This is a genomic window from Bradyrhizobium sp. 137 (genome assembly GCF_023074095.1).
Classification (GTDB): domain Bacteria; phylum Pseudomonadota; class Alphaproteobacteria; order Rhizobiales; family Xanthobacteraceae; genus Bradyrhizobium.
Map to the genome: position 1 here is coordinate 25,138 of NZ_JADPKU010000068.1, position 23,117 is coordinate 48,254.

The following is a 23,117-nucleotide window of genomic DNA, read 5'->3' on the forward strand; positions in this document are numbered from 1 at the left end:
TTGTAAAGCAGGGCATGACTGAGAAGAAGGCCTCGCCGGACACCCAATCCCTCGCCCGCGACGTGCGCGCCGGCAGCCGCGCGGCGCTGGCGCGGGCTATCACGCTGGTGGAGAGCCGGCGCTCCGACCATCAGGCGCTGGCGCGCGAACTGGTGCAGATGCTGCTGCCCGACACCGGCAAGGCGGTGCGCGTCGGCATCACCGGCTCTCCGGGCGTCGGCAAGTCCACCACGATCGACGCGCTCGGCACGTATCTGATCGAACAAGGCCACAAGGTCGCAGTGCTCGCGGTCGATCCGTCCTCAGCGCGCAGCGGCGGCTCGATCCTCGGCGACAAGACCCGGATGGCGCGGCTGTCGGCCTCCACCGATGCCTTCATCCGCCCCTCGCCGTCTTCGGGCACGCTCGGGGGCGTCGCGGCCAAGACACGCGAGGCAATGCTGATTTGCGAAGCCGCAGGCTTCGGCGTCGTGCTGGTCGAGACCGTCGGCATCGGCCAATCCGAGACGGCGGTCTGCGACATGACCGATTTCTTCCTCGCACTTATGCTGCCGGGCGGCGGCGACGAACTGCAAGGGATCAAGAAGGGCCTGGTCGAGCTCGCCGACATGATCGCCATCAACAAGGCCGACGGCGACAACCTCAAGCGCGCCAAGATCACGGCCGCTGACTACCGCGGCGCGCTGCACATCCTCGCGCCGCGGTCCGAGCATTGGCACCCACCGGTCGAGACCTATTCGGCGCTCACCGGCGACGGAATCGCGAGAATTTGGCAGAGGATCCTTGATCACCGCAAGGCGATGAGCGCATCCGGCGAGTTTGCCGCGCGGCGGCGCGATCAGCAGGTGAAATGGATGTGGTCGATGCTGGAGCAGCGCATGCTGGCGCGGCTGCGCAGCGAGGCGTCGGTGCGGACCAAGGTCCGGAAGATCGAGGCCGAGGTCGCCGACGGCCATCTCACGCCGGCCCTCGCCGCGGAGCAGATGCTGGAGTTGCTGCAATGAGCGAAAGGCTCCGCATTCTCCTCACCGGCTTCGGGCCGTTTCCCGGCGCGCCGTTTAACCCGACCCAGCCGCTGATAGCGCGGCTGGCGCAGCTGCGCCGCCCGGCGCTCGATAATGTTGCGATCGCAAGCCACATCTTCCCGGTCACCTATGCTGCGGTCGACCGGCAATTGCCTGACGTGCTCGCGAAGGTGAAGCCGGATGCACTTCTGATGTTCGGCCTCGCCGCACGCACGCCTTACTTGCGCATCGAGACCCGCGCCCGCAATGCGGTCACCATGCTCTGGCCGGATGCCGCCAACACCCGCTCGAGCAAGCGCGGCATCGCCGGCGATGCGGACGCGATGACGTTCGGTCCGCACACCGCAAGGCTGCTGCGCGCCGCACGCCTCACCGGCATCGATGCGCGCGCCTCGCGCGATGCCGGCGCCTACCTCTGCAACTATCTGAGCTGGCGCGCGATCGAGAATGTGAGAGCGGGCGGGCCCAGGCTTGCGGCGTTCATCCACATCCCGCTGCTCGCGCGCAGCGGCGCGGTGCGCCGCAAGGGCGCACCCCGGATCACGCTGGAGGAACTGGTGGATGCGGGCGAAGCGATGCTGATGGAGATGGTGCGATTGGCGCGGAAGGAACGGAACACGCTGGGGCCGTAACCCCTACCGCACCTTGCTTACGTAAACATTTAACCCTACCGCGAACAATCCTCACGCCACCGGCCGTCCTGAGCTACCTAGTCCCCGCGGACACGTCCCGCGTCCGCCGGAGGACGCGTCATGGACCTCAATCGCCGTCACCTCATCGGAGCCTCGACCGCGGGCATCGCCGGCGCGCTCGCCGTGCCGGCCGATGCTGCGCGCGCGGCGCCGCTGACGTCCCTGCTCGGCCGCGACGCCACGCAATACGGTGTGCGGCCCGGCGCCAGCGAGGACCAGACCCGCGCGCTCCAACGTGCGATCGATGAGAGCGCGCGGACGCAGATGCCGCTCGCCTTGCCGCCCGGCATCTACCGCACTGGACTATTACGGCTACCGAGCGGCGCGCAGCTGATCGGCGTGCGCGGTGCGACGAAATTCGTCTTCACTGGGGGCGCGTCGGCGATCCAGAGCGACGGCGCTGACTCCATCGGCCTCACCGGCATCACGTTCGATGGTGGCAACATTCCGCTGCCGACGCGGCGCGGCCTGATCCACGTCCTCGGCGGCCGCGACGTCCGCATCACCGATTGCATGATCATCGGCTCCGGCGGCAGCGGCATTTGGCTCGAGCAGGTCTCAGGCGACATCTCCGGTAACATCTTCTCCAATGTCGCAGTGACGGCGGTCGTCTCGTTCGATGCCCGGGGCCTCAGCGTCTCCCGCAACACCATCACCGGCACCAACGATAACGGCATCGAGATCCTGCGCACCGCGATCGGCGACGACGGCACGCTGGTCGCTGACAACCGCATCGAGGACATCAAGGCCGGCCCCGGCGGCTCCGGCCAGTACGGCAACGCCATCAATGCCTTTCGCGCCGGCAACGTGATCGTGCGCGGCAACCGCATCAGGAATTGCGATTACTCCGCCGTGCGTGGCAACTCCGCCTCGAACATCCATATCACCGGCAACAGCGTCAGCGACGTGCGCGAGGTCGCGCTCTATTCGGAGTTCGCGTTCGAGGCCGCGGTGATTGCCAACAACATTGTCGATGGCGCCGCCGTCGGTGTCTCCGTCTGCAATTTCAACGAGGGTGGCCGCATCGCCGTGGTCCAGGGCAACATCATCCGCAACCTGATCCCGAAACGGCCGATCGGCACCGCGCCGGACGACGATGCCGGCGTCGGCATTTATATCGAGGCGGATTCCTCGGTGACCGGCAACGTGATCGAGAACGCGCCGTCCTACGGCATCGTCGCGGGCTGGGGCAAGTATCTGCGCGACGTCGCCATCACCGGCAACGTGATCCGCAAGGCGCTGGCAGGCATCGGCGTCTCCGTGATGCCCGGTGCCGGCACCGCGCTCGTCAACAACAACATGATCTCGGAGACCCCGCGCGGCGCCGTGGTCGGGCTGGACCACGCGCGCGCCGTGACGTCCGACCTGTCAGCCGACGGTGCGCAGCGGTTCGCGCAGGTGGTGGTCGGCGGGAATGCGGTGCGGCGTTAGAACGCGTTGCGCAGCAGCGGGTATTTGGCCTCCAGGCCATCGAGGCTGAAGGTGAATTCGACGACGCGCTCGGGGGCGGCGACGATTTCGGCGGGAGGTGGGGAGAATTGCGGCAGTAGCGTTGCCGCCGTGGCCGGCGCCATAACGGCAGGTGCCGTGCGCGATGCCATCGCGGGTGGCGCGGAGAGCGGTGCGATCGGGGCTTCGGTAACGTCGGCGAGAACGTCCGGCGTGGGATCGAGCCTGACCGGCACCGCGGTCTCGGGCGCGATGTGGACGGCCTTCGGCTGCACGGTCTGCGCCTGTTGGTCGCGCGGAAATACGCGCGGCATCGTTGCCGGCGACCAGCCGAAGGCGGGCGTCACGCTGGCGGCTGCCGCAGCGACGTCCGCGCCCGTTGCAAGGGCGCGCCAGGTCTGGACCGCACGCTTGGCCTCCTGGATATTTTCGAGAAATGCGATCTCGGAGTGGTAGCGGCGCCAGCGTCCGGTCTCGAACATTTCGGAGAGATGTTGCAGCCGCTGCTCCGCGAGAGCGCACCAGCGTGCCGCAATGTCGCGGCTAACGGCCACGTCGCGAACGACTTCTTGGCGATGTGTCATGAACCAGCCCGTCAGGAGAAAACACGGACGCGGGGACGCAACGCACACGAATCAATTTAGACGCGACATGATTATTTTGTGGAAAAGTTTTGACTTGTCCAGCAACGACACCGCGTCCGCCATCGAGCACCGTAATCGTGCGGAGATTTGCTATGTTTTCGAGTCAAGCTTCGCACAAGCATGACCGGCTTGCGGCGTGCCGCGCGAGCGACGCGGCGGACGCGGGTGCGGTCCTTCAACCGGAAGCTGAACGATCGCGAGGCTTTAAAATTGGATGCCCACAAAGAAAAGACCCGTCCGGGGGGACAACCGGACGGGTCGAGCCATATGGGCGCTTGGGGTGGATGGGCGCTCGCGCCTGATATGACCGATGGGGAGGGATGACCGCTCCCACATAATTTGGTCGTGGCAGCTGGCTGAACGTTCAACGCGGCATTCGCTTTTTTGACCTTCGGCGGGCGCGCGCGTCTTGTCGCAGCCGCTACCGCGGCGCCGGCCTATCCGCCTGAGAAATCGCGGATTTTTCGTCTGCGCTCGACAACGAGGGTTGCTCGATGGCGCGGATGCCGGGCTCGTCGGGACGCTTCCCGGCATCTTCACGTTTTGTTGTACCGGATGCCGCCGCAACCGGCGTCGCACTGTCGGCCGGAACGGCCATGACCGCGGCAAACGCATCGGCCTCGCCGTCGCCGAACAGATCATCACGGCCGGGTGAACCGAGGTCGCGCGCGGTCTTCGCCAGCGTCGTGCGCAGCGCTTCCGGCTTCAAGGCATGGTTGCGCTCGAGCAGCAGCGCCGCGACGCCGGAGACATAGGCGGCGGAGAAGGAGGTTCCGGACGTCATCTGGTATTTGCCGTCAGGCGCCGGCAGGAAGATGTCGACGCCGGGAGCTGCGACCGCGATGTAGTTGCCGCGATTGGAGGCGGTGAACAGCCGGTCCTGCTGGTCGGTCGCACTGACCGCGATCACGTTGGGATTGGCGGCGGGATAGAGCGGCGGCGATTTGGCCCCGGCATTGCCGGCGGCCGCGATCAGCACGAGGCCACGCGCGGCGCTCGCGGCGATGGCCCGCTCGATCAGGGCGTCCTTGGGGCCCGCAAAGCTCATATTGACGATCTGCGCGCCGTGCTCGGCAGCATAGTTCAGCGAGCGCAGGATGATGTAGGACGAGCTCTCGGCCCCGCCCGCAGGGCCGCCGAAGGCGCGGATCGCGATGATGCGCGCCTCGGGCGCGCTGCCCATCAGCCGGCCATGCGCGACGATGGCACCCGCGATGCCAGTGCCGTGAACATGCGGTCCCTCGGTGGTGCCGAGCGCATCGAAATTGTCGGCGATGGAATCAGCGAGTTCGGGATGGCTGGCGTCGATCCCGGAATCGATCACGGCAACCGTGACGTTGGCGCCGTGCGCCAGCGTATGCGCCTGCGGCAGGCGGAGCTTTGTCAGTGCATATTGCGCAGGATCGCCTTCGGTCGGCCCCGACGGTTTCTGGTCCTGGAGCACATAACGGAAGTTCGGCTGAAGCGAGCGCACACTGCCCTCGGCCGCGAGTTCGCGCCGCACCGTCTCGTATGCCCGGCCATCGGTGATGCGGAACAGGCCGAAAGTGGCGCCGATCAGCGGGAAATTCTCGGAGGCAACGCGCGTCAAGCCGTGGCGACGGGCGAGTTCGTCGGCCTCGGCCGGCGAGAGCGCACCGTCGATCTCGGCGATGAGCTCCTTGGCGAAGCTGCGCGAGGTGACCGCGGCCGGCGTGCTGTTGCCACGCCCCTTGCCGGCGCTCTTCTTGACTGATTTTCCACCGCCCTCGCCGCCTGCGTTCGGCTGCGCCAGGCATTCGCCCCCGGCATCGCGATAGGGTGCGGTGCAGGCCGGATAGAGGTTCGGCGAATAGCGCGCATAGGGCATTACCGGCGTCGGCCGTATGCGGGACGACGTGGTGTGGGGGATGGCCGCGATCGTCCGCGGGCCGCGGCCGACGCTGACCGCGCGCGCCGCGACACCGGGGCTTACACGCGGGGCAATGCTCGGAGAGATGGTCGGCGTGCGCGAGGGAACGCTGATCGTGGGCGTACGCATGATCGCCTGCGCCTGCGCAACCTCGACGCCGAGACAGGCTGTTGAGCAGCAGCGCGGCTCCGACCGACGAAACGTAGGCCCCGGCGTGTACCCTGCTCTCCGACTGGCGCGTCATCGGTTCAGCGGCGCGGTCAGGGGGTCGCGACGGCCAGATTGACGAACTTCTCGCGCTGCATCTTGCCGAGCAGCGAGGCGAGCTCGTCCTGGCTCATCGCCTTGTTGAATTGGAGGCGGAACATGCCGCCCTTGGCTCCGTCGATGATCGACGCCTGAAAGCTGTCGAGCAGCGCGGTGATGTCGGCGATGCGCGCCTCGGGAGTGAAGCGCACCAGCGCACGCGCCGGCGCGGCCGTGCTTCCAAGCTCGCGTGTGATCGGCGCGCTGGTCGAGAGCGAAGCCGTCTGGAAGGTCGCCGGCTGGTTCTTGATCAGCACGGCGCCGATGATTCCGGCTTGCAGCACGAGCGCGACGGCGCCGAGGCTCGCCGACCAGGCCAGCGTCCGCGGCGACAAGCTCGCGAAGAAGGTCGAAATGCGCGCCGACAGCGGCAGCGAACCGGTCGCCCGCGCCGGCTCGGCATCGATCGCGGCGAACAGCTTCTGCAGCGCGCGCGCGGACGGAGCCCCCAGGCTCTCGTTCAGATGGATGGTCTCTTCGTACTCGCCGCGGATCGCGGCATATTGCTTCGCGAGCTCCGGATCGCGCGCCAGGGCTTCCTCGACGCGGCGGGCATCGCGCGCGTTCAGCGTGCCGGCGGCGTGCCAGGGCAGCAGCAGTTCAATTTCACTGGGCTCTTGCTCCAGCATCTTCTTGCTCAACGCCATCATGGCCAGCCTCGCTCAACGCCGGCTGCCTTCAGCAGTTCGGCCAATTTCTTGCGCGCATAGAACAAGCGCGTCTTCACAGTGTTCTCCGGTATCCCGACGATCTCGGCCACTTCTTCCACGGACTTCTCGTGGTAGTAGACGAGATCGACGATTTCCCGGTGTTCCGGCGAGAGACCCGTCAGACACTCCCGCAACGCCTCACTGGTATCCTTCTTCTGCACCAGCGTTTCTGGATCGTCGGACGTATCCTCGATCGCGTTGGCGGCCTCTTCGTCCAACTCAAAATCCTTCCTGCGCCGAAGCGCAGACAGGGCCTTGAATCGGGTGATTGCCAGCAGCCAGGTGGAAACGGCGGATCGACCCTCGAACTTGCCGGCTTGACGCCAGACGTCGAGAAACACCTCGCTGATGAGGTCTTCCGCCGCCTGCTCGTTCCGCACGAGCCTGAGCCCGAACCTGTAAACCCTGACATGGTGCCGCCCGTACAGCACCTGCATGGCGAGCCGGTCGCCTTGAGCGATCCTGGCGATGAGGACCTCGTCCGAAGCCGCCTGTGTCACGCTCAAAGGCCGTCTCGCAAGATTGGTCGGGTCGATGCGGCGGACGGTTCGACCGAAAAGGCGAAATTCTTCAACTTACCGCAGTCATACGCGAGCCTGTGTGATCTACCCCACATACGTGCATTCTTCATATTCGCCCGTGGCGGTCGGCCATTTCGGTCCAGATCGGTAGCATAGTACTGAAATATGTCCTCAGCAGAAAGCCGGTCCAGCACAGCCAGCGCGGCCAAGTCTGGATCCATAGCAGTTCTGCACGCCATATGTCTCACGACCCCCCGTTTTGGCTCGACCGCATCGCCCTGCCTCATCGCCGGCAGATGTCCCTGCCACCGATGTTCCATGACCGGAACGCCCCACACGGATTCGGTTCCGAAGGATACCAAACCTAAAGGCTTGCCACGTAGATTTTTGGGCTGACATCCACCATCGGCAGGATAATGAACACGGCCGCGACGTCCTTTCCGGAGAGGAATGCCGCTGAAGTCGCGGATCTCGTCTTCGCGCGCGAAGCGGCGGCTCCGGAAGTCGTGGCGCGCCGGGCCCGGCAGCGCCGCCAGATGTATATCGGCCAGGTCGCGAGCTACTCGCTCGGGGCCTCGGTCCTGCTGCTGTACGCCTATGACGGCGCGATCTCCATGGGCGTGCCGTCGCTGTTTTGGCTCGGCGGCCTCCTGATCATCGGTACGTTCACCGTGCTGTCGGAAGCCGGCTTCGGTGATCGGTTCGAAGATCATTACCTCACCGTCTTCCAGATATCTGCGCATACGGCGCTGCAAGTGGTGTTCCTGCTCGCGGTACCGACGGTCGGGGTCGCCTTCCTTGCCGTGCTGTTTCTGATCTTCGCGTTTGGTACGCTGCGGATGACGTCGAGCCAGGCGATGGTCACCTGGGGTCTTACCACCTGCGGGCTCGTCGTGGTCTTTCTGGGCTCGGACCTGCCGATCGGCCTGCCGGTTACGACCCGGTTGCAGCGGACCGCCTCGATGCTGTGCTTCGTGCTGGTGATCGGCCAGTGCGCCACCCTCGGCCTGTTTGGCGCAACGCTGCGCAAGATCCTGTACCGGCGCAGCATCGAGCTGAAGGCCGCCTATCAGCGCATCGAGGAGCTGGCCGAGCTCGACGAACTCACTGGCTCCTACAATCGCCGCTGCATCATGCGGCTTCTCGACACCGCGATCGAAGAGTCACGGCACGCATCAACGCCTTGCGCGATCGCGCTGATCGATCTCGACTGGTTCAAGCGCATCAACGATGCCCACGGCCATCCCATCGGCGACGAGGTGCTGCGCACCTTCGCCATCACCATTTTTGCCAACATCGGCCCGGCCGACTGCTTCGGCCGCTACGGCGGCGAGGAATTTCTGCTGCTGCTGCCCGGAGCGGATGGCGGGGCGGCATCGCGCATGCTCGACCGCTTGCGCCAAATCGTCGCCGATCTCGACTGGAATGCATTTTCTCCGGGCATGCGCGTGACCATTTCCGCGGGCGTCGTGACGCTGCGCGACAACGATACTGCCGACACGTTTCTCGTGCGCGCCGACCGCGCGCTCTATTCCGCCAAGGCGCAAGGGCGCAACCGCGTTATAACGGACTGACCAATTCATTTTTTTCCGACGCGTGAGAAGACGGCGCCGGACCGAACGCTCCAGGACAGGGCCATGAGATCGAAATCCGCAACGTCATCCGAGAACCTGCTCGAGGAATTGCAGGCGGCGCTCTCCCACGGCACCGTTGCGCGCCGGGTCGAGACGCTGCGCCGCGTCACCGATCTCTTCGTGGGCAACGCGGTGGATTATTCCGACGACCACGTCCGCGTGTTCGACGACGTGTTCCAGTGCCTGATCGAGCAGATCGAGGTTTCGGCCAGGGCGCTGCTCGCTGACCGCCTCGCACCGATCGCGTCCGCGCCGCCCAAGATCATCCGTACGCTCGCGCTCGACGAGGTGATCGAAGTCTCCGGCCCCGTGCTGTCGAAATCGGAACGGCTGGACGAAGCGACACTGATCGAGATCGCGCGAAGCAGAGGCCAGGCGCATCTCAAGGCGATCTCGCTGCGGCGGGTGCTATCGGAGGCGTTGACCGACGTGTTGGTGACGCGCGGCAACGAGGACGTGGTGCAGTCGACCGTCAGCAATCCGGGCGCGCGCCTGTCGGAGGGAAGTCTCACCGACCTCGTCAACCGCGCCGAACGCGACGATGACCTCGCCACCTGCATCGGTCTGCGACCCGACCTGCCGCGTCATCACTATTTGAAGCTGATTGCAAAGGCTTCCTTGAGCGTGCGCAAGAAGTTAGAGGCCGCACACCCCGGGCTCGCGGAGGAAGTGTCGAGCGTCGTCCAGGAAGCCGCCCAGCGGGTCCGCGCCGCCGCCACGACCAGGCAGACCGAGACGGCGCGCGCGCTGGTGAAGTCGCTGCACGAGGACGGTCGCCTCAACGAATTTCAGGTCAGCACTTTCGCCGAGCAGGGCAAGTTCGACGAGACCAATGCGGGACTCGCAGCACTCGCGGGCGTCGCGATCGAGACCGCCGAGACCATAATGATCGACAGCCGGACCGAGGGCGTGATGATCCTCGCCAAGATCGCGGGCATGTCATGGTCGAGCGTGCGCGCCATCATCGCCATGCGCGAGAAGCTCTCCGGCGGCTCGCAGACTGACACGCTGACGCGGCGCGACACCTACGAGGCCCTGCGCTCATCGACCGCGCAGCAGGTACTGCGGTTTTACCGCATGCAGCAGAGCACGACGCCGGCGTCGTGAAGCCCGGCGCGCTAGTACCGCAGGACTTTCGAGCCCACTGCCGCGCCGATCGCGGTCACCACCGCGGTCGCGAGCGTGTACCAGGTCGCGACGAACAGCGGAGAATCGTCGGTGCAGTGCGAAGCGTAGAGCGTCGCGGCCAGCCCGGCAGACAACAGCCCGGCGAGCGCGCCGGCGAGCGCCGGGCGCGACGGCGCACCGTGGCGCAGGCCGAACAGCGCTCCCGCAAGCAGCGGCAGCGCCATCGCGGGGATCGCAAACAGGCACACCCTGGAGTTCTTGCCCATCAAGCGCATCGTCATCGGCATGGCCGGCGCCATCATCGCCTCACTGCCGATCGCCACAGCAAGCAGTCCGACGGGAAGCAGCAAGAGCCAGCCCCAGCCGCGCAGCAGGGCTTCGGGACGCGACAGATGCAGGCTGACGATGATGGCGGGAATCGCGAGCGACAGCGTCACCGCGAACTTCATGTCGAAGAACGGGTTGCGCATCGCACTCATCATGTCCGGACGCACACCGAGGAACGTCGCGAAGATCAGGATCGACAGCGGCGCGGCCACCAGCAGTGCCATGGTCAGGACGGTGCCGACGCGCGGCGCGCGATGAACGTTGTCGGCCGCGAGCGAGCGAATGAGTTGATCGGTATCCATGCCTAGTGGTCCCGCAGTTTGGCAGTCAGTGCAGCAAGTCCACGATGCAGCGCAACCCGCACCGCACCTTCGCTCATCGCAAACTTTGCCGCCGTATCCTTGATCGAGGCGGCCTCGACCGCGATCGACTGCAAAACGTCGCGCTGGCGCTGCGGCAGGGTGCTCAGCTGGGCGGCGACCTCGCCCACCGAAGCCGTCTCCTGCGGCGCCGCGCCCGGCAGCGTCTCGGCGAAATCGTCGATGTTGACGAAGACGCGCCTGCCGCGCCGCCGCAGCGTATCGATCAGCTTGTTGCGGGCGATCGCGAACAGCCAAGGCGCGAAGGGGGCTTCGCTATCCCAGGTGTGCCGCTTCAGATGCACCGCCAACAAAATCTCCTGCACGATATCCTCGGCTTGGTCGGGAGACTGGCCTGCCCGCGCCAGCCCACGTCTTGCAGCAGCGCGCAGCACCGGCGTAACCGCCTTCAACAGGCGATGATACGCCGCATTATCGCCCGCCATGGCCGACCGCATCAGGCCGGTCCATTCATCCTCACGTCCGCGCACGCGCGCCCCTCACCATGCAATTCGGCCGCTCTTTCAATTTGTTACCCCTGCGCCCGCGTGATCACGAACTCGTGATCGACGCCGAGCCTCCTCTCCGCTGCGGCCGTAAGAGCCCGCGACGCCTCATAACACCTATCAATCCGGCCCGCATCCGGCGGCCGGCGGCGAGGGGCGGTTTGCCCCGTTTTCGCCCTGTGGAGCCCGAAGAATCCCATTTTCTGCCCCGCTGTCGTCACGCCCCAGGGTCTCTGTTCGTTCTTGGGACGGGCGGAATTGGGGAGATCGTCAACATGATCAAAGCCAGCGGGCGCGCGGCCCTGATCCTTGTGGCCGGGCTTTTCTTGGTGTTTGGCGGCGTTGCACAGGCGGCGCCGAACTCAGCCGAAAGCAGCAAATCCGACAGCGCAGGCAATCAGGCCGACGCGGCCAAGCCGAGCAAGCAGCGGCACCATGAGTCGCGCCGCGCCAGCAGCAAGACGGCGCAAAAGACCGACAAGAAGGACGCTGCGGCAAATACCTCCGAGGCCAAGGCCGGCATCGACGGGAGGGCCTCAAGCCAGATGCCGCCGGAAGTCGCCAACGCGCATGCGCAGCTCACCGCCACCGATATGCCGACCGCTGCTGCGGCCACTGCGATGACGGGCCGTGCCAACGACAACGTCCAGGCGGCGGCGGCCGATGACACCGCCAATAACACCGCGGCCGAGACCCAGGTGGTGGCCCCCGATCAGCTCAACGACATCGACCGCGCCGTGCAACAGGACAACCCGCCGGCGCAGAAGGCCGTGGTCGCTGCAACCGAAGCGCAGCCGCGCCCCACGCCGGTGATGGCAAGCAGCCAGCAGAGCTCGGCCTGGGACCAGAGCTCCCTGATCGGCAAGATCTTCATCGGTGTCGGCACGTTTCTGACGCTGGCCTCAGCTGCGCGCATGTTCATGGCCTGACCGTCAGTTCCGCCAGGACGCACGGCCCCGCGAGTCCTGCGTCCGGCCCCTTGAAGCCCACCGCGCCAGCGGGCACATTGCCCACCCAATCAGAAGCGTGGGTGGACCATGAGCACGTTCGAACACATCATCGTCGAAAGCAAAGGCGCGGTCGGCATCATCAAGCTGAATCGGCCGAAGATGCTCAACGCGCTCTCTTTCGGCGTCTTCCGCGAGATTGCGGCCGCCGTCGACGATCTCGAGGCCGATGAGGCCATCGGCTGCATCGTCGTGACCGGCAGCGAGAAGGCCTTTGCCGCCGGCGCAGACATCAAGGAGATGCAGCCGAAAGGCTTCATCGACATGTTCTCCGAGGATTTTGCCGCGATCGGCGGCGACCGCGTCGCGCGCTGCCGCAAGCCGACCATTGCGGCAGTCGCGGGTTATGCGCTCGGCGGCGGCTGCGAGCTCGCCATGATGTGCGACTTCATCATCGCCGCCGATACCGCCAAGTTCGGCCAGCCCGAGATCACGCTCGGCACCATTCCAGGCATCGGCGGCACCCAGCGCCTGACGCGCGCAATCGGCAAATCGAAGGCGATGGACCTCTGCCTCACCGGCCGCATGATGGATGCGGCGGAGGCTGAGCGCGGAGGCCTCGTCAGCCGCATCGTGCCGGCCGACAAGCTGATGGACGAGGTGATGGCGGCAGCCGAGAAGATCGTGGCCATGTCGCGCCCTGCCGCCGCGATGGCCAAGGAAGCGGTGAACCGCGCCTTCGAGACCACGCTCGCCGAGGGTATGAGCGTCGAACGCAACCTGTTCCACGCGACTTTCGCGCTGGAAGACCGCTCCGAGGGCATGGCCGCGTTCATCGAGAAGCGCAAGCCGGTGAACAAGAACCGGTGAGGGACAAGTCCATCAGGCTGGTGTAAGGCTCTGCCGCGTTCTCGCCGAAACCCTGTGACGAAGCTGCAACAAGCACGGATTTCATGGGGGTTTTCCCCGCGGCAGTTTGCCTGCGGGACCTGCGCTGGTTAAACAGTTAAGAGGGCCCCGTCGGCGGGGGCGGACAGCCAGGATTTTGCGGGATTACATGATTGGGCGTACCGCCAGAGCTGGTCGCGTGATGACGCGGCATCGATCGGGCGTGGCTCCCGTGCTTGCGACATGGACCATGCTGGCGCTCTCGTGCGTCCTTTCCTCCCCAGCGTGGGCCGAGGCCCTGCCAGAGGCGCTCGCCAAGGCCTACCAGACCAACCCCCAGCTCAATGCCGAGCGCGCACGGCAGCGTGCGACCGACGAGAACGTGCCGCAGGCACTTGCCGGCTATCGACCGCAGATCGTGGCCAGCCTCAGCGCCGGCCTGCAATCGGTGCGCAATCTGCTGCCCGACAACACCATCCAGACCGCCAATCTAAAACCCTGGATCATCGGCGTCACCGTGACGCAGACCCTGTTCAACGGCTTCCGCACCGCCAACAGCGTGCGCGCCGCCGAACTCCAGGTGCAGTCGGGCCGCGAGGCGCTGCGTAATGTCGGCCAGGGCGTGCTGCTCGACGCGGTCACCGCCTACACCAACGTGCTCGCCAACCAGTCGCTGGTCGAAGCGCAGCGCTCCAACGTCGCCTTCCTGCGCGAAACACTCGCCGTGACCCAGCGCCGCCTCAATGCCGGTGATGTCACACCGACCGACACCGCCCAGGCCGAGGCGCGCCTCAACCGCGGCCTTGCCGATCTCAACGCGGCGGAAGTCGCGCTCGCCGTGAGCCAGGCAACCTATACGCAAGTGATCGGCAACGCGCCGTCGCAGCTTCGGCCCGCCGAAGCCGTCGACCGCTATCTGCCGAAGAGCCGCGAGGATGCCATGACGATGGCGATCCGGCAGCATCCGGCGGTGACGGCCGCAAGCTTCGACGTCGACGTCGCCTCCACCAACATCCGCATCGCCGAAGGCACGCTGCTGCCGAGCGCCAGCATCCAGGGCAGCGCCAGCAAGAGCCGCAACAACGACCCGACGCTCGGCACCTTCGCCGAGGATCAGGCCTCGATTGTCGCCAACGTCACCGCCCCGATCTACGACGGCGGCCAGGCCGCGGCGCAGACCCGGCAGGCCAAGGAGATCACGGCGCAGAGCCGGCTCGTGCTCGACCAGGTGCGCAACCAGGCGCGTACGGCCGCAGTCAGCGCCTGGGTTGCCAATGAAGGCGCCAAGATCACGGTCTCGGCCTCGGAGTCCGAAGTGAAGGCGGCTACCGTCGCGCTCCAGGGCGTGCAGCGTGAGGCCGCCGGCGGACAACGTACGACGGTCGACGTGCTGAACTCGCAAGCCGACTTGATCCAGGCCAAGGCGCGCCTCATCAGCGCCAACCGCGACCGCGTCATCGCCTCCTACACGCTGCTCAGCGCGGTCGGCCATCTCGATGTCAAGACGTTGAACCTGAACACGCCGGATTACCTGCCCGAGGTGCACTACCACCAGGTCCGCGACGCCTGGCACGGCTTGCGCACGCCGTCGGGGCAGTAGCAGCCGGCGACGCAGGATCTCCAGCGCGCTGCCCTGCTCGCCCGTCTTGACGTACCCGGTCGTGCGTGTTGACGGCTCACGCCCGCTTGCGGACCTTGTTGAGCAGCTATGCAGCGAAGTGGAGCGGCTTCCGGGCTGATGTGATACTGTCCCAGCCCTATTGCCAAAGATCGTATTACAGGGAGAGAAACCATGCTCAGCCGACGCGGCGTCCTGTTCGCCTCGCTTGCCGCCGGAGTAGCCATGACCAACAGAGCCAACGCCCGTGCGGCGCAGCCTGAGACGCCGATCAATTTCGATGTCCCGGCGCATGCCTGCGACTGCCACACCCACATCCATGGCGATGTCGAAAAGTTTCCGTTCTTCGCAGGGCGCGTCTACACGCCGGAGCCGGCGAGCCCCGAAGAAATGGCCGCGCTGCACAAGGCGCTGCATATCGAGCGAGTGGTGATCGTGACACCAAGCGTCTACGGCACCGATAATTCATCGACCTTGTTCGGCATGAAAGCACGCGGCGCGACCGCGCGCGGAGTGGCCGTGATCGACGACAAGACCACCGAGGCCCAACTCGACACGATGCATCAGGACGGATTCCGCGGCATCCGCCTCAATCTTGCGACCGGCGGCGTCAATGACCCCAATGTCGGCCGACCGCGCTTCACTGCCGCCGTCGAACGGATGAAGGCGCGCGGCTGGCACGTGCAACTCTACACCACGCTCGCCATGATCTCGGCGATCAAGGACCTCGTCGAGACGGCGCCGGTGCCCGTCGTGTTCGACCATTTTGGCGGTCTCGAAGCCTCGCGGGGCCTGGAGCAGCCGGGCTTTTCCGATCTCGTCGCGCTGGTGAAATCCGGCAAGGCCTATGTCAAGATTTCGGCCGCCTACCGGTCATCAAAGCTCGCACCCGACTATCAGGACATGGTGCCCTTCGCGAAGGCGCTGATCGCGGCGAACGCGGATCGCATCGTCTGGGGCACCGACTGGCCGCATCCCGATTCCAGCCGCGTCGAGGGACGCAAGCCCACCGACATCGCGCCGCTCTATCAGATCGACGACGGACGTCTGCTCAATCAGCTGCCAGTATGGGCGCCAGATGCGGACGTGCGCAAGAAGATCCTGGTCGACAATCCGGCGCGTCTCTACGGGTTCTGACGATCAGCGCGCGGGCGGGAGAAAAAGGAGATCAGGACCGGCAAGGTCACGAGGATCACGACCGGCGCCAGCATCATGCCGGTGACGACCACGACCGCGAGCGGCTTCTGCACCTGCGAGCCGATGCCGTCCGACAGCGCCGCCGGCAACAGGCCGACGCCGGCGACGACGCAGGTCATCAGCACCGGCCGAAGCTGCAATTCGCCGGTACGCACCACCGCGCTCATGCGGTCCATGCCTTCCTCGATGAGCTGGTTGAACTGCGACAGGATGATGATGCCGTCCATGACGGCGATGCCGAACAGCGCGATGAAGCCGATCGCCGCGGAGACGCTGAAGGCCGTGCCGGAAATCAAAAGGCCCAGCACGCCGCCGAAGATCGCCATCGGGATCACGCTCATCGCGAGCAGCGTGTCGGTCATCGAGCCAAAATTGAACCAGAGCAGGACGCCGATCAGCGCCAGCGAGATCGGCACCACGATCGACAGCCGCCGGATCGCATCCTGGAGGTTGCCGAACTCGCCGACCCACTCCATGCGCGAGCCGGGGGGCAGCTGCACCTGCTCGGCGATCTTTTGCTGCGCCTCGCGGATCGCGCTGCCGAGGTCGCGTTCGCGTACCGAGAACTTGATCGGCAGATAGCGCTCCTGCTGCTCGCGATAGATGTAGGCGGCGCCGGAGACGAGGCTGATGTTGGCGACCTCGCTCAGGGGGATCTGCGTGACGGTGCCGTTCGGTCCCGGCGCGCCGATCCGCAAATTCTGGATCGCCTCCGCGCTTCTGCGGTATTCCGGCGCGAGGCGCACGATGATCGGGAAGTGGCGGTCGCTGCCAGGCTCATAGAGATCGCCCGCAGTGTCGCCGCCGATTGCGACCTTGATCGTGGCGTTGATGTCGCCGGGGGCGAGACCATAGCGCGCAGCCTTGGCACGATCGATGTCGATCTGGATAGTCGGCTGCCCGAGCGAGGTGAACACCGCAAGATCGGTGACGCCCTGCACGGTGGCCAGCACCGACTTGATCTTGTTGGCGGTGTCGGTCAGCGCCTGGAGGTCGCTGCCGAACAGCTTGATCGAGTTCTCGCCCTTCACGCCGGAAACGGCTTCGGAGACATTGTCCTGGAGATATTGCGAGAAGTTGAACTCGACGCCGGGGAAGCGGTCGTCGAGCTGCTTGAACAGTTGCGCGGTCAGCTCTTCCTTGTCGCGCGTGCCGGGCCACTGGCTCGCGGGCTTGAGCGGCGCGAAGAACTCGGCGTTGAAGAAGCCGGCGGCGTCGGTGCCGTCGTCGGGACGGCCGTGCTGCGACACCACGGACTCGACCTCGGGCCGGGCGCGGATCACCTTGCGCATCTCGTTGACGTAAGAATTGCCTTCCTGGAGCGAGATGGTCGGCGGCAGCGTGGCGCGGATCCAGAGATTGCCCTCTTCCAGTTTGGGCAAAAATTCGAGACCCAGCAGCCGGCCGAGCGCAACCGTCATCAGCACGAGGCCGACGGCGCCGCCGAGCACGATGTTTCGATTGGCGACCGCCCAATGCAGCAGCGGCGAGTAAAGCCTGTGCAGGATCTGCATGATCCTGGTCTCGGTTTCCTCGACATGGGCGGGCAGGATGATCGCCGATAGCGCCGGGGTGACGGTGAACGTCGCAAGCAGCCCGCCCGCAAGCGCATATGCGTAGGTGCGCGCCATCGGCCCGAAGATATTGCCCTCGACGCCTGACAGCGTGAACAGCGGCAGGAAGGCCGCGATGATGATGGCCGCTGCAAAGAAGATCGAGCGCGAAACGTCGGCCGCAGCGCTGAGGATGGCATGGCTCTTCATGCCGAACAGCGTCTCATGCGACATCTGCTCGGCTTCCGACATCGGCGTGGTCTGGGTCAGGCGTCGAAAGATCGCCTCCACCATGATGACGGTAGCATCGACAATCAAGCCAAAATCAATGGCGCCGACGGACAGCAGGTTCGCCGATTCTCCGCGGAGCACCAGGATGATAACGGCGAAGAAAAGCGCGAACGGAATGGTGGCGCCGACGATCAGCGCGCTGCGCAAGTCACCGAGGAACATCCACTGCAACAGCACGATGAGCAGAATGCCGACCACCATGTTGTGCAGCACGGTGTGGGTGGTGAGCTCAATCAGGTCTCCGCGGTCGTAGATCCGCTCGATGCGCACGCCTGGCGGCAGGATGCTGGAGTTGTTGATGGTTTGAACGAGTTGGTGGACGCGCTTGATGGTCGGCGAGCTCTGCTCGCCGCGGCGCATCAGGACGATGCCCTGCACGATGTCATCGGAATCGTCGATGCCGGCAATGCCCAGACGTGGCTTCTGGCCAACGGTTACGGTGGCGACGTCCTTGACCAGCACCGGATTGCCGCCGGACTGCGCCACCATGGTGTTGGCGAGATCATCGATCGAGCGGATCAGGCCGACGCCGCGCACCACCGCCGATTGCTGGCCGATATTGACGGTGTTGCCGCCGACATTGACGTTGGAATTGCCGACCGCTTGGAGCAATTGCGGCAGCGTCAAGCCGTTGGCGACCAGCTTGTTGAAATCGACCTGGAGCTCGTAGGTCTTGCTCCTGCCGCCCCAGCCGGTGACGTCGATGACGCCCGGCACGGCGCGGAAGCGGCGCTGCAGGATCCAGTCCTGGATGGTCTTTAGGTCAAGCACGCTGTAGTTCGGCGGTCCGACGAGACGATACCTGAAGATTTCGCCGACCGGACTGAGTGGCGATATCTGCGGCTGCACGTTGCCGGGCAGCGGCGCGAGTTGCGCCAGCCGGTTCAGCACCTGCTGCAGCGCCTCGTCATAGGTATAGGCGAAGGAGAACTGGAGTTTGACGTCGGAGAGGCCGTAGAGCGAGATTGTGCGGATAGTCGTGAGGTTCTTCAGGCCCGCGACCTGTGTCTCGATCGGAATCGTGATGTAGCGCTCGATCTCCTCTGCCGAGAGGCCCGGACTCTGCGTCACGATGTCGACCATCGGCGGGGTCGGATCGGGATAGGCTTCGATGTTGAGCTGGTTGAACGCGATCAGACCGCCGATCATGACGGCGACGAACATGCCGACCATCAGAAAGCGCCGATTGACGGCAAGGGCAACGAGACGATCCATCAGGTCTTCAGTTTTCTTGGGTCGTCGATCAGCTGCCGGACGCCGCGCGGTCGATGAACAGGCTGCCCCTGGTGACGATCTGCTCGCCAGGTTTCAGATTGCTAGTGACCTCGACGAGGTTGCCGTTGATGAGGCCGATCTTGATCTGGCGCAGCTCGACCGATTTGTCCTCGCGCGCGACCCAGATGCGGACCTTGTCGGCTTCATAGATCAAAGCCTGCTTCGGCACCGCCGGCGCGGCACGGTCGCCGGCCGAGTAGATCGTGACGTTGGCGAACATCTCCGGCTTGAGCAAGCCGTCCTTGTTGTCGATGGTGGCTCGGACCAGGAGGCGGCGGGTGTTGGGATCGATCGCGGCGGCGACGTAGTTGATCCTGGCGGTCAGCGGCCGCCCGGGCAGCGCCATCACGTTGACGGTGATGTCCTGACCGATGCACACCGCGGCCGCATCACTCTCGCGCACGAAGGCGGTGAGCCAGACCGTGGAGAGGTCGCCGATCACGAAGACCGGATCGCTGGCACCGGAACTGACGTACTGGCCAGGGCCGATCTTGCGCTGCACGACCGTGCCCGCGATCGGCGAATAGATCGTGATTTCCGGATTAATGACGCCCTTTTCCTGGAACGCCTTGATGGTCTCGTCGGTGAAGCCGAGGATGCGCAGCTTGTTGCGCGCCGCTTCTAGCGCCGTCATCGAGGAGCGCATGTCGTTCTGCGCCTGAACCTGGGTCGCCTCCGCCTGCTGATAGTCCTTCAGCGGAATGGCATGGCCCTCATAGAGGTCCTTAGCGCGCTTGAACTGGATGTCGGAGAGCTCAAGCGCCGACCTTGCCTTGTTCTGCGAGGTCATGGCCGCGACGAAATCGTTCTGAGCCTGCACAGTGTCGGCGGCCTCGATCGTGAACAGCGGTTGGCCTTGCTTCAGCATCTCACCCGGTTTGGCGAGCAGCTTGGTGACCCGGCCCGCATAGGGCGAGAACACCGGCGTCGAACGGTCCTCGTCGACCGCGACTTTGCCCTCGGTGACATACTCGGCCCGGAAGCTCTTGGCCTTGACCGGCTCGATCGTCAGCGTCGCCCATTCGGACGGCGTCGGTGTGAAGGTCTGCGCATTCCTGCGCGATTGGCTCGAGATTTCGGAGTGTTTCTTTTCCTTAGATCCCGAATACAGGAAGCCGTAGGCCCCGGCACCGGCGAGCGCTAGTAAAACTACGGAGGTGATCATCCGTTGTTTTGTAAGCACCTGCAATCGCTTGGTATTTTCAACCACCATTGAGCCCGGTCGTGTTTGCGACGATCTCGGCAAATGACTGCCTTATCGGTCGCGCTAATAGTGCTGAATTCCGATTTCAAACAACCTAAAAAACGCTGGGCGCCTCTTGGTCGACGTTAAAATTTCGCGATGTGTCAGCTTCATGTCAGCTTCGCGCCGGCCACTGTGCCGGATGACTGCCGAGCGGCATCGCCGGACGACTCCATTGTGCCGGCGTCGTCGATAGCACCGCCGAATGGCGCACCGCCTTCAACATGCCGAAGCCAGATGGCATGCTCTCGATGAACGCAGCATGTATGGCCTCCCCCGTAAGATCCGGGGTGTCCAGTCCGCCGTCAAGCCGGCCGAGATTCCACAGCCAGCGTCCGGTCTGCGCCAGCGACACGCGGACGTGCCAGCTGCCACCTTCGCGAGCCTGGCGCACTTTGGCCATCATGGCGCCGAACGCCATCAGATAACCGGTGGCGTGGTCGAGCATCTGAGCCGGCAATTCCTTGGGACCGTCGATGCCGGCGGCCTGTCCCTCCGCCTGGTTGAAGCCGGTCGCGGTCTGCACCAGTGAATCGAAGCCGCGCCGCTCTGCCCACGGACCGGCATGGCCATAGGCCGACAGCGTGACATAGACGATGCCGGGATTGGTTTGCGCTGCGTCCTCCGGCGCGAAGCCGAGGGCGGCGAGCGCGCGCGGGCGGTAGCCTTGCGAGAAGACGTCGGTGTCTTGCAACAGGGCGCGCAATTGCGCCCTGCCCGCCTCGCTTTTCAGTTCGACGAAGGTGGTAAGCTTGCCGCGGCCGGTGTCGATGGTGAGCCAGGGGATGGCGGGTAGTTCGGGCCCTGAGACGAGCAGCACGTCCGCGCCGTGCGCAGCGAGCGTGCGGCCTGCGACAGGGCCCGCGATGACGCGGGAGAGATCGAGCACGCGCAGGCCCGCGAGCGGACGATCGCTGTTCGACAATCCCAGGGGCCACGGTTTCGCCGGGGCCTCGCCGATCTTCTCGATCGAGACCAGCGGTAGTTCGGCGAGCGCCCACGCTTGCGGCAGCGCCGACCATTCGTCGTAGCTGCGCATCAGGGCAACGACGCCGCCCGCGGCGTAAGCCGCAGCCTCGAAATCCTCGCCTTTCCATTGCATGAGCGCCGCCTGCACCTTCTCGCGCTCGGGCACGCAGCCGAGTACCTTGCAGACGGCCTCGCGGTGATGCGGGAAATTGGTGTGGCAGCGGACGAAGCGGCCGTCGCCGGTTCTGTAGACGCCGGCGATGGCGTCCCAGGCCGGGGGCGGCGGCTTGTCGTCCACGCGCAAATAGCGCTCGGATCGGCATTCGACGACCGCATGACGCATGTCGACGGAGACGTCCTGCGCCTCACCGCTGCGCAGTCGCCAGATCTCCGCGGCGGCGAGGCCGGCGGCGGCGATCGTCGTCTGGCCGGCGACGGCGACGCGAAAGGAGGATGGGATCTGCGGCTCCTCACCGGTCAGCTGCACGCGGTCGAGCGCGGCGGCCTCGCCGCCTGCGGAGGTCCAGATGCTCTTGAGAATATCGGCCGGGCTTTGCATGGCCGCTTCTCTCCCTGCTCGTTTGCTGTACTTTTCGCGACCATGTCATGATCACAGAAAGGATTGCAATGGCCGCCGTCGATCCCCTCACCGCGGGTGCCGTGTTCGTCGCGACGGCGGCGACGGACGCGGTCTACGTGATGTTCACCTCGGCCGTGGTCGCGCGCAAGCGCGTGCCCGCCGCGACCTGGAGCGCGATCTGGTACCTGCTCTCGTCTTACGCCGTGATCAGCTACACCGAGAACGCCTTCTACGTCGCGTTCGCCGCGATCGGCTCCTGGGTCGGCGCCTACGTCTCGCTGACCTTCCTGCACCGCCCGCCCGGCGGCCCGCCGGTGGGAGCGGCGCTGGAGTGAATGGGCCCCGCCTCTCTCCGCGTCATTGCGAGGAGCCCTTGCGACGAAGCAATCCAGAGTGCTTCCGCGGATGCATTTTTGGATTGCTTCGCTGCGCTCGCAGTGACGAATTGGAGAGTTCAGCATATCTCCCAAAAGAGCTACACTCCCGGCACCAACAACAAGGAAAACCAGACAATGGATCTCGGTCTCAAAGGAAAGAACTCCATCGTGCTCGGCGGCACGCGCGGCATCGGGCGGGCGATCGCGGCGACACTTGCCGGTGAAGGCGCCAATGTCGCTATCTGCGCGCGCAACGCCGATCAGGTTGCGGCCACCGTGGCCGAGCTGAAGGCGAGCGGAATCCGTGCGACCGGCAGTCCAGTCGATGTCACCGACGGCGCGGCGCTGAAAGCCTGGATCGAGAATGCCGCAAAGGAGCTCGGCGGCATCGACATGCTGTTCTCCAATGCCGGCGCGATGGCGCAAGGGCACGACCCCGCGTCCTGGGAGCAGAATTTCCGGCTCGACGTGCTCGGTGCGGTGCATGCCTTCGATGCCGCGCGACCGTTCCTGGAGACAGGCGGCGCCAGCAGTGGCGACGCCGCCTTCGTCATCATCTCGTCGATCTCCGCGGCGCAAGCGGACACCGCCAGCTCCTACGGCCCGATCAAGGCGGCGCTGATCCACATGGCCAAGGGACTAGCGCGGCAATATGCCAAGAAGAAGATCCGGGTCAACGTGGTCTCGCCCGGCACGGTCTATTTCAAGGGCGGCGTCTGGGAGATGATCGAGCAGAACATGCCGGAGCGCTACAAGGATGCGATGAGCCGCAACCCGACCGGCCGCATGGCGACGCCGCAGGAGATCGCGAGCGCCGCGGTGTTTCTGGCAAGCCCGGTGTCAGGGTTCACCACTGGGTCCAATCTCGTCGTGGACGGCGCGATTTCGAACCGAGTGAATTTTTAGGGCACGGCATCATCATCGAAGAACTCGTAGGGAGGGCAAAGCGAAGCGTGCCCACCGCTTTCGCGACAGCCGCTGGAAGGT

Annotated in this window: 19 protein-coding genes and 1 pseudogene; 11 read left to right on the top strand and 9 right to left on the bottom strand. The window is 65.3% G+C overall.

The annotated features are described in order from the left end of the window. The first annotated feature begins 14 nt into the window (after positions 1-14). The 3 genes from meaB to IVA78_RS22770 all read left to right on the top strand — a co-directional run bounded on the left by meaB (position 15) and on the right by IVA78_RS22770 (position 3,148). On the top strand, positions 15-1,004 hold the full coding sequence (meaB, locus tag IVA78_RS22760; protein WP_247276660.1) for a methylmalonyl Co-A mutase-associated GTPase MeaB: 990 nt from the start codon (positions 15-17) through the stop codon (positions 1,002-1,004). Then, positions 1,001-1,657 carry a pyroglutamyl-peptidase I gene (locus tag IVA78_RS22765; protein ID WP_247276661.1) on the top strand — a complete coding sequence of 219 codons (657 nt, stop codon included), beginning with the start codon at positions 1,001-1,003 and terminating at the stop codon, positions 1,655-1,657. The genes meaB and IVA78_RS22765 overlap by 4 nt, the downstream gene beginning before the upstream one ends. 120 nt (positions 1,658-1,777) lie before the next feature. Then, positions 1,778-3,148 carry a TIGR03808 family TAT-translocated repetitive protein gene (locus IVA78_RS22770; protein WP_247419280.1) on the top strand — a complete coding sequence of 457 codons (1,371 nt, stop codon included), beginning with the start codon at positions 1,778-1,780 and terminating at the stop codon, positions 3,146-3,148. Here IVA78_RS22770 and IVA78_RS22775 read toward each other — a convergent pair. The 4 genes and pseudogenes from IVA78_RS22775 to IVA78_RS22790 all read right to left on the bottom strand — a co-directional run bounded on the left by IVA78_RS22775 (position 3,145) and on the right by IVA78_RS22790 (position 7,223). Beyond that, positions 3,145-3,720 carry a TIGR03809 family protein gene (locus IVA78_RS22775; protein ID WP_247276690.1) on the bottom strand — a complete coding sequence of 192 codons (576 nt, stop codon included), beginning with the start codon at positions 3,718-3,720 and terminating at the stop codon, positions 3,145-3,147. The two genes, IVA78_RS22770 and IVA78_RS22775, sit on opposite strands and share 4 nt — an antisense overlap. Before the next feature lie 511 nt (positions 3,721-4,231). After that, a pseudogene (locus IVA78_RS22780) lies at positions 4,232-5,945 on the bottom strand (S8 family serine peptidase). A gap of 16 nt (positions 5,946-5,961) precedes the next feature. Then, positions 5,962-6,657 carry a hypothetical protein gene (locus IVA78_RS22785; protein WP_247468083.1) on the bottom strand — a complete coding sequence of 232 codons (696 nt, stop codon included), beginning with the start codon at positions 6,655-6,657 and terminating at the stop codon, positions 5,962-5,964. Further along, entirely contained in the window at positions 6,654-7,223 is a 570-nt protein-coding gene (locus tag IVA78_RS22790) for a sigma-70 family RNA polymerase sigma factor (protein WP_247276665.1), read from the bottom strand. The genes IVA78_RS22785 and IVA78_RS22790 overlap by 4 nt, the downstream gene beginning before the upstream one ends. A 431-nt stretch (positions 7,224-7,654) precedes the next feature. Between IVA78_RS22790 and IVA78_RS22795 the strand changes: the two genes are divergently transcribed. Together IVA78_RS22795 and IVA78_RS22800 are read left to right on the top strand one after the other, a co-directional pair. After that, positions 7,655-8,812 carry a GGDEF domain-containing protein gene (locus IVA78_RS22795; RefSeq protein WP_247468085.1) on the top strand — a complete coding sequence of 386 codons (1,158 nt, stop codon included), beginning with the start codon at positions 7,655-7,657 and terminating at the stop codon, positions 8,810-8,812. Between the two features lie 63 nt (positions 8,813-8,875). Next, a complete protein-coding gene (locus tag IVA78_RS22800; protein ID WP_247276667.1) occupies positions 8,876-9,979 on the top strand; it encodes a DUF2336 domain-containing protein in 1,104 nt (367 codons plus the stop codon). 11 nt (positions 9,980-9,990) lie between these two features. On the opposite strand, the gene IVA78_RS22805 is transcribed toward IVA78_RS22800, so the two are convergent. Both IVA78_RS22805 and IVA78_RS22810 read right to left on the bottom strand, forming a co-directional pair. Continuing rightward, positions 9,991-10,629: a DUF1109 domain-containing protein gene (locus IVA78_RS22805; RefSeq protein WP_247276668.1), complete on the bottom strand. Its 639-nt coding sequence runs from the start codon at positions 10,627-10,629 to the stop codon at positions 9,991-9,993. Between the two features lie 2 nt (positions 10,630-10,631). Next, entirely contained in the window at positions 10,632-11,177 is a 546-nt protein-coding gene (locus tag IVA78_RS22810) for a sigma-70 family RNA polymerase sigma factor (protein ID WP_247276669.1), read from the bottom strand. 290 nt (positions 11,178-11,467) lie between these two features. Between IVA78_RS22810 and IVA78_RS22815 the strand changes: the two genes are divergently transcribed. The 4 genes from IVA78_RS22815 to IVA78_RS22830 all read left to right on the top strand — a co-directional run bounded on the left by IVA78_RS22815 (position 11,468) and on the right by IVA78_RS22830 (position 15,782). Beyond that, positions 11,468-12,121 carry a hypothetical protein gene (locus IVA78_RS22815; RefSeq protein ID WP_247276670.1) on the top strand — a complete coding sequence of 218 codons (654 nt, stop codon included), beginning with the start codon at positions 11,468-11,470 and terminating at the stop codon, positions 12,119-12,121. Between the two features lie 108 nt (positions 12,122-12,229). Then, positions 12,230-13,009 (top strand): enoyl-CoA hydratase, encoded by a 780-nt coding sequence (locus IVA78_RS22820; RefSeq protein ID WP_247276671.1) that lies wholly within the window; start codon positions 12,230-12,232, stop codon positions 13,007-13,009. Between the two features lie 268 nt (positions 13,010-13,277). Continuing rightward, positions 13,278-14,627, top strand: coding sequence for a TolC family outer membrane protein (locus IVA78_RS22825; protein WP_346015545.1), 1,350 nt, complete (start codon positions 13,278-13,280; stop codon positions 14,625-14,627). Between the two features lie 192 nt (positions 14,628-14,819). After that, complete coding sequence (locus IVA78_RS22830; RefSeq protein ID WP_247276672.1) at positions 14,820-15,782, top strand: amidohydrolase family protein; 963 nt, start codon at positions 14,820-14,822, stop codon at positions 15,780-15,782. Here IVA78_RS22830 and IVA78_RS22835 read toward each other — a convergent pair. The 3 genes from IVA78_RS22835 to IVA78_RS22845 all read right to left on the bottom strand — a co-directional run bounded on the left by IVA78_RS22835 (position 15,770) and on the right by IVA78_RS22845 (position 21,732). Then, on the bottom strand, positions 15,770-18,901 hold the full coding sequence (locus IVA78_RS22835) for a CusA/CzcA family heavy metal efflux RND transporter (RefSeq protein WP_247419284.1): 3,132 nt from the start codon (positions 18,899-18,901) through the stop codon (positions 15,770-15,772). The genes IVA78_RS22830 and IVA78_RS22835 overlap by 13 nt on opposite strands. Before the next feature lie 28 nt (positions 18,902-18,929). Further along, the gene (locus IVA78_RS22840) at positions 18,930-20,174 is read right to left on the bottom strand and encodes an efflux RND transporter periplasmic adaptor subunit (protein ID WP_247419285.1); all 1,245 of its coding nucleotides are present in this window, start codon (positions 20,172-20,174) and stop codon (positions 18,930-18,932) included. Positions 20,175-20,319: 145 nt separating this feature from the next. Then, positions 20,320-21,732, bottom strand: a complete 1,413-nt coding sequence (locus IVA78_RS22845; protein ID WP_247468088.1) for a CoA transferase — start codon at positions 21,730-21,732, stop codon at positions 20,320-20,322. 68 nt (positions 21,733-21,800) lie between these two features. On the opposite strand from IVA78_RS22845, the gene IVA78_RS22850 reads away from it, so the two are divergent. Together IVA78_RS22850 and IVA78_RS22855 are read left to right on the top strand one after the other, a co-directional pair. Further along, positions 21,801-22,088, top strand: coding sequence for a hypothetical protein (locus IVA78_RS22850; RefSeq protein WP_247276692.1), 288 nt, complete (start codon positions 21,801-21,803; stop codon positions 22,086-22,088). A gap of 177 nt (positions 22,089-22,265) precedes the next feature. Next, on the top strand, positions 22,266-23,036 hold the full coding sequence (locus tag IVA78_RS22855) for an SDR family oxidoreductase (protein WP_247276676.1): 771 nt from the start codon (positions 22,266-22,268) through the stop codon (positions 23,034-23,036). The last annotated feature ends 81 nt before the right edge of the window (positions 23,037-23,117 follow it).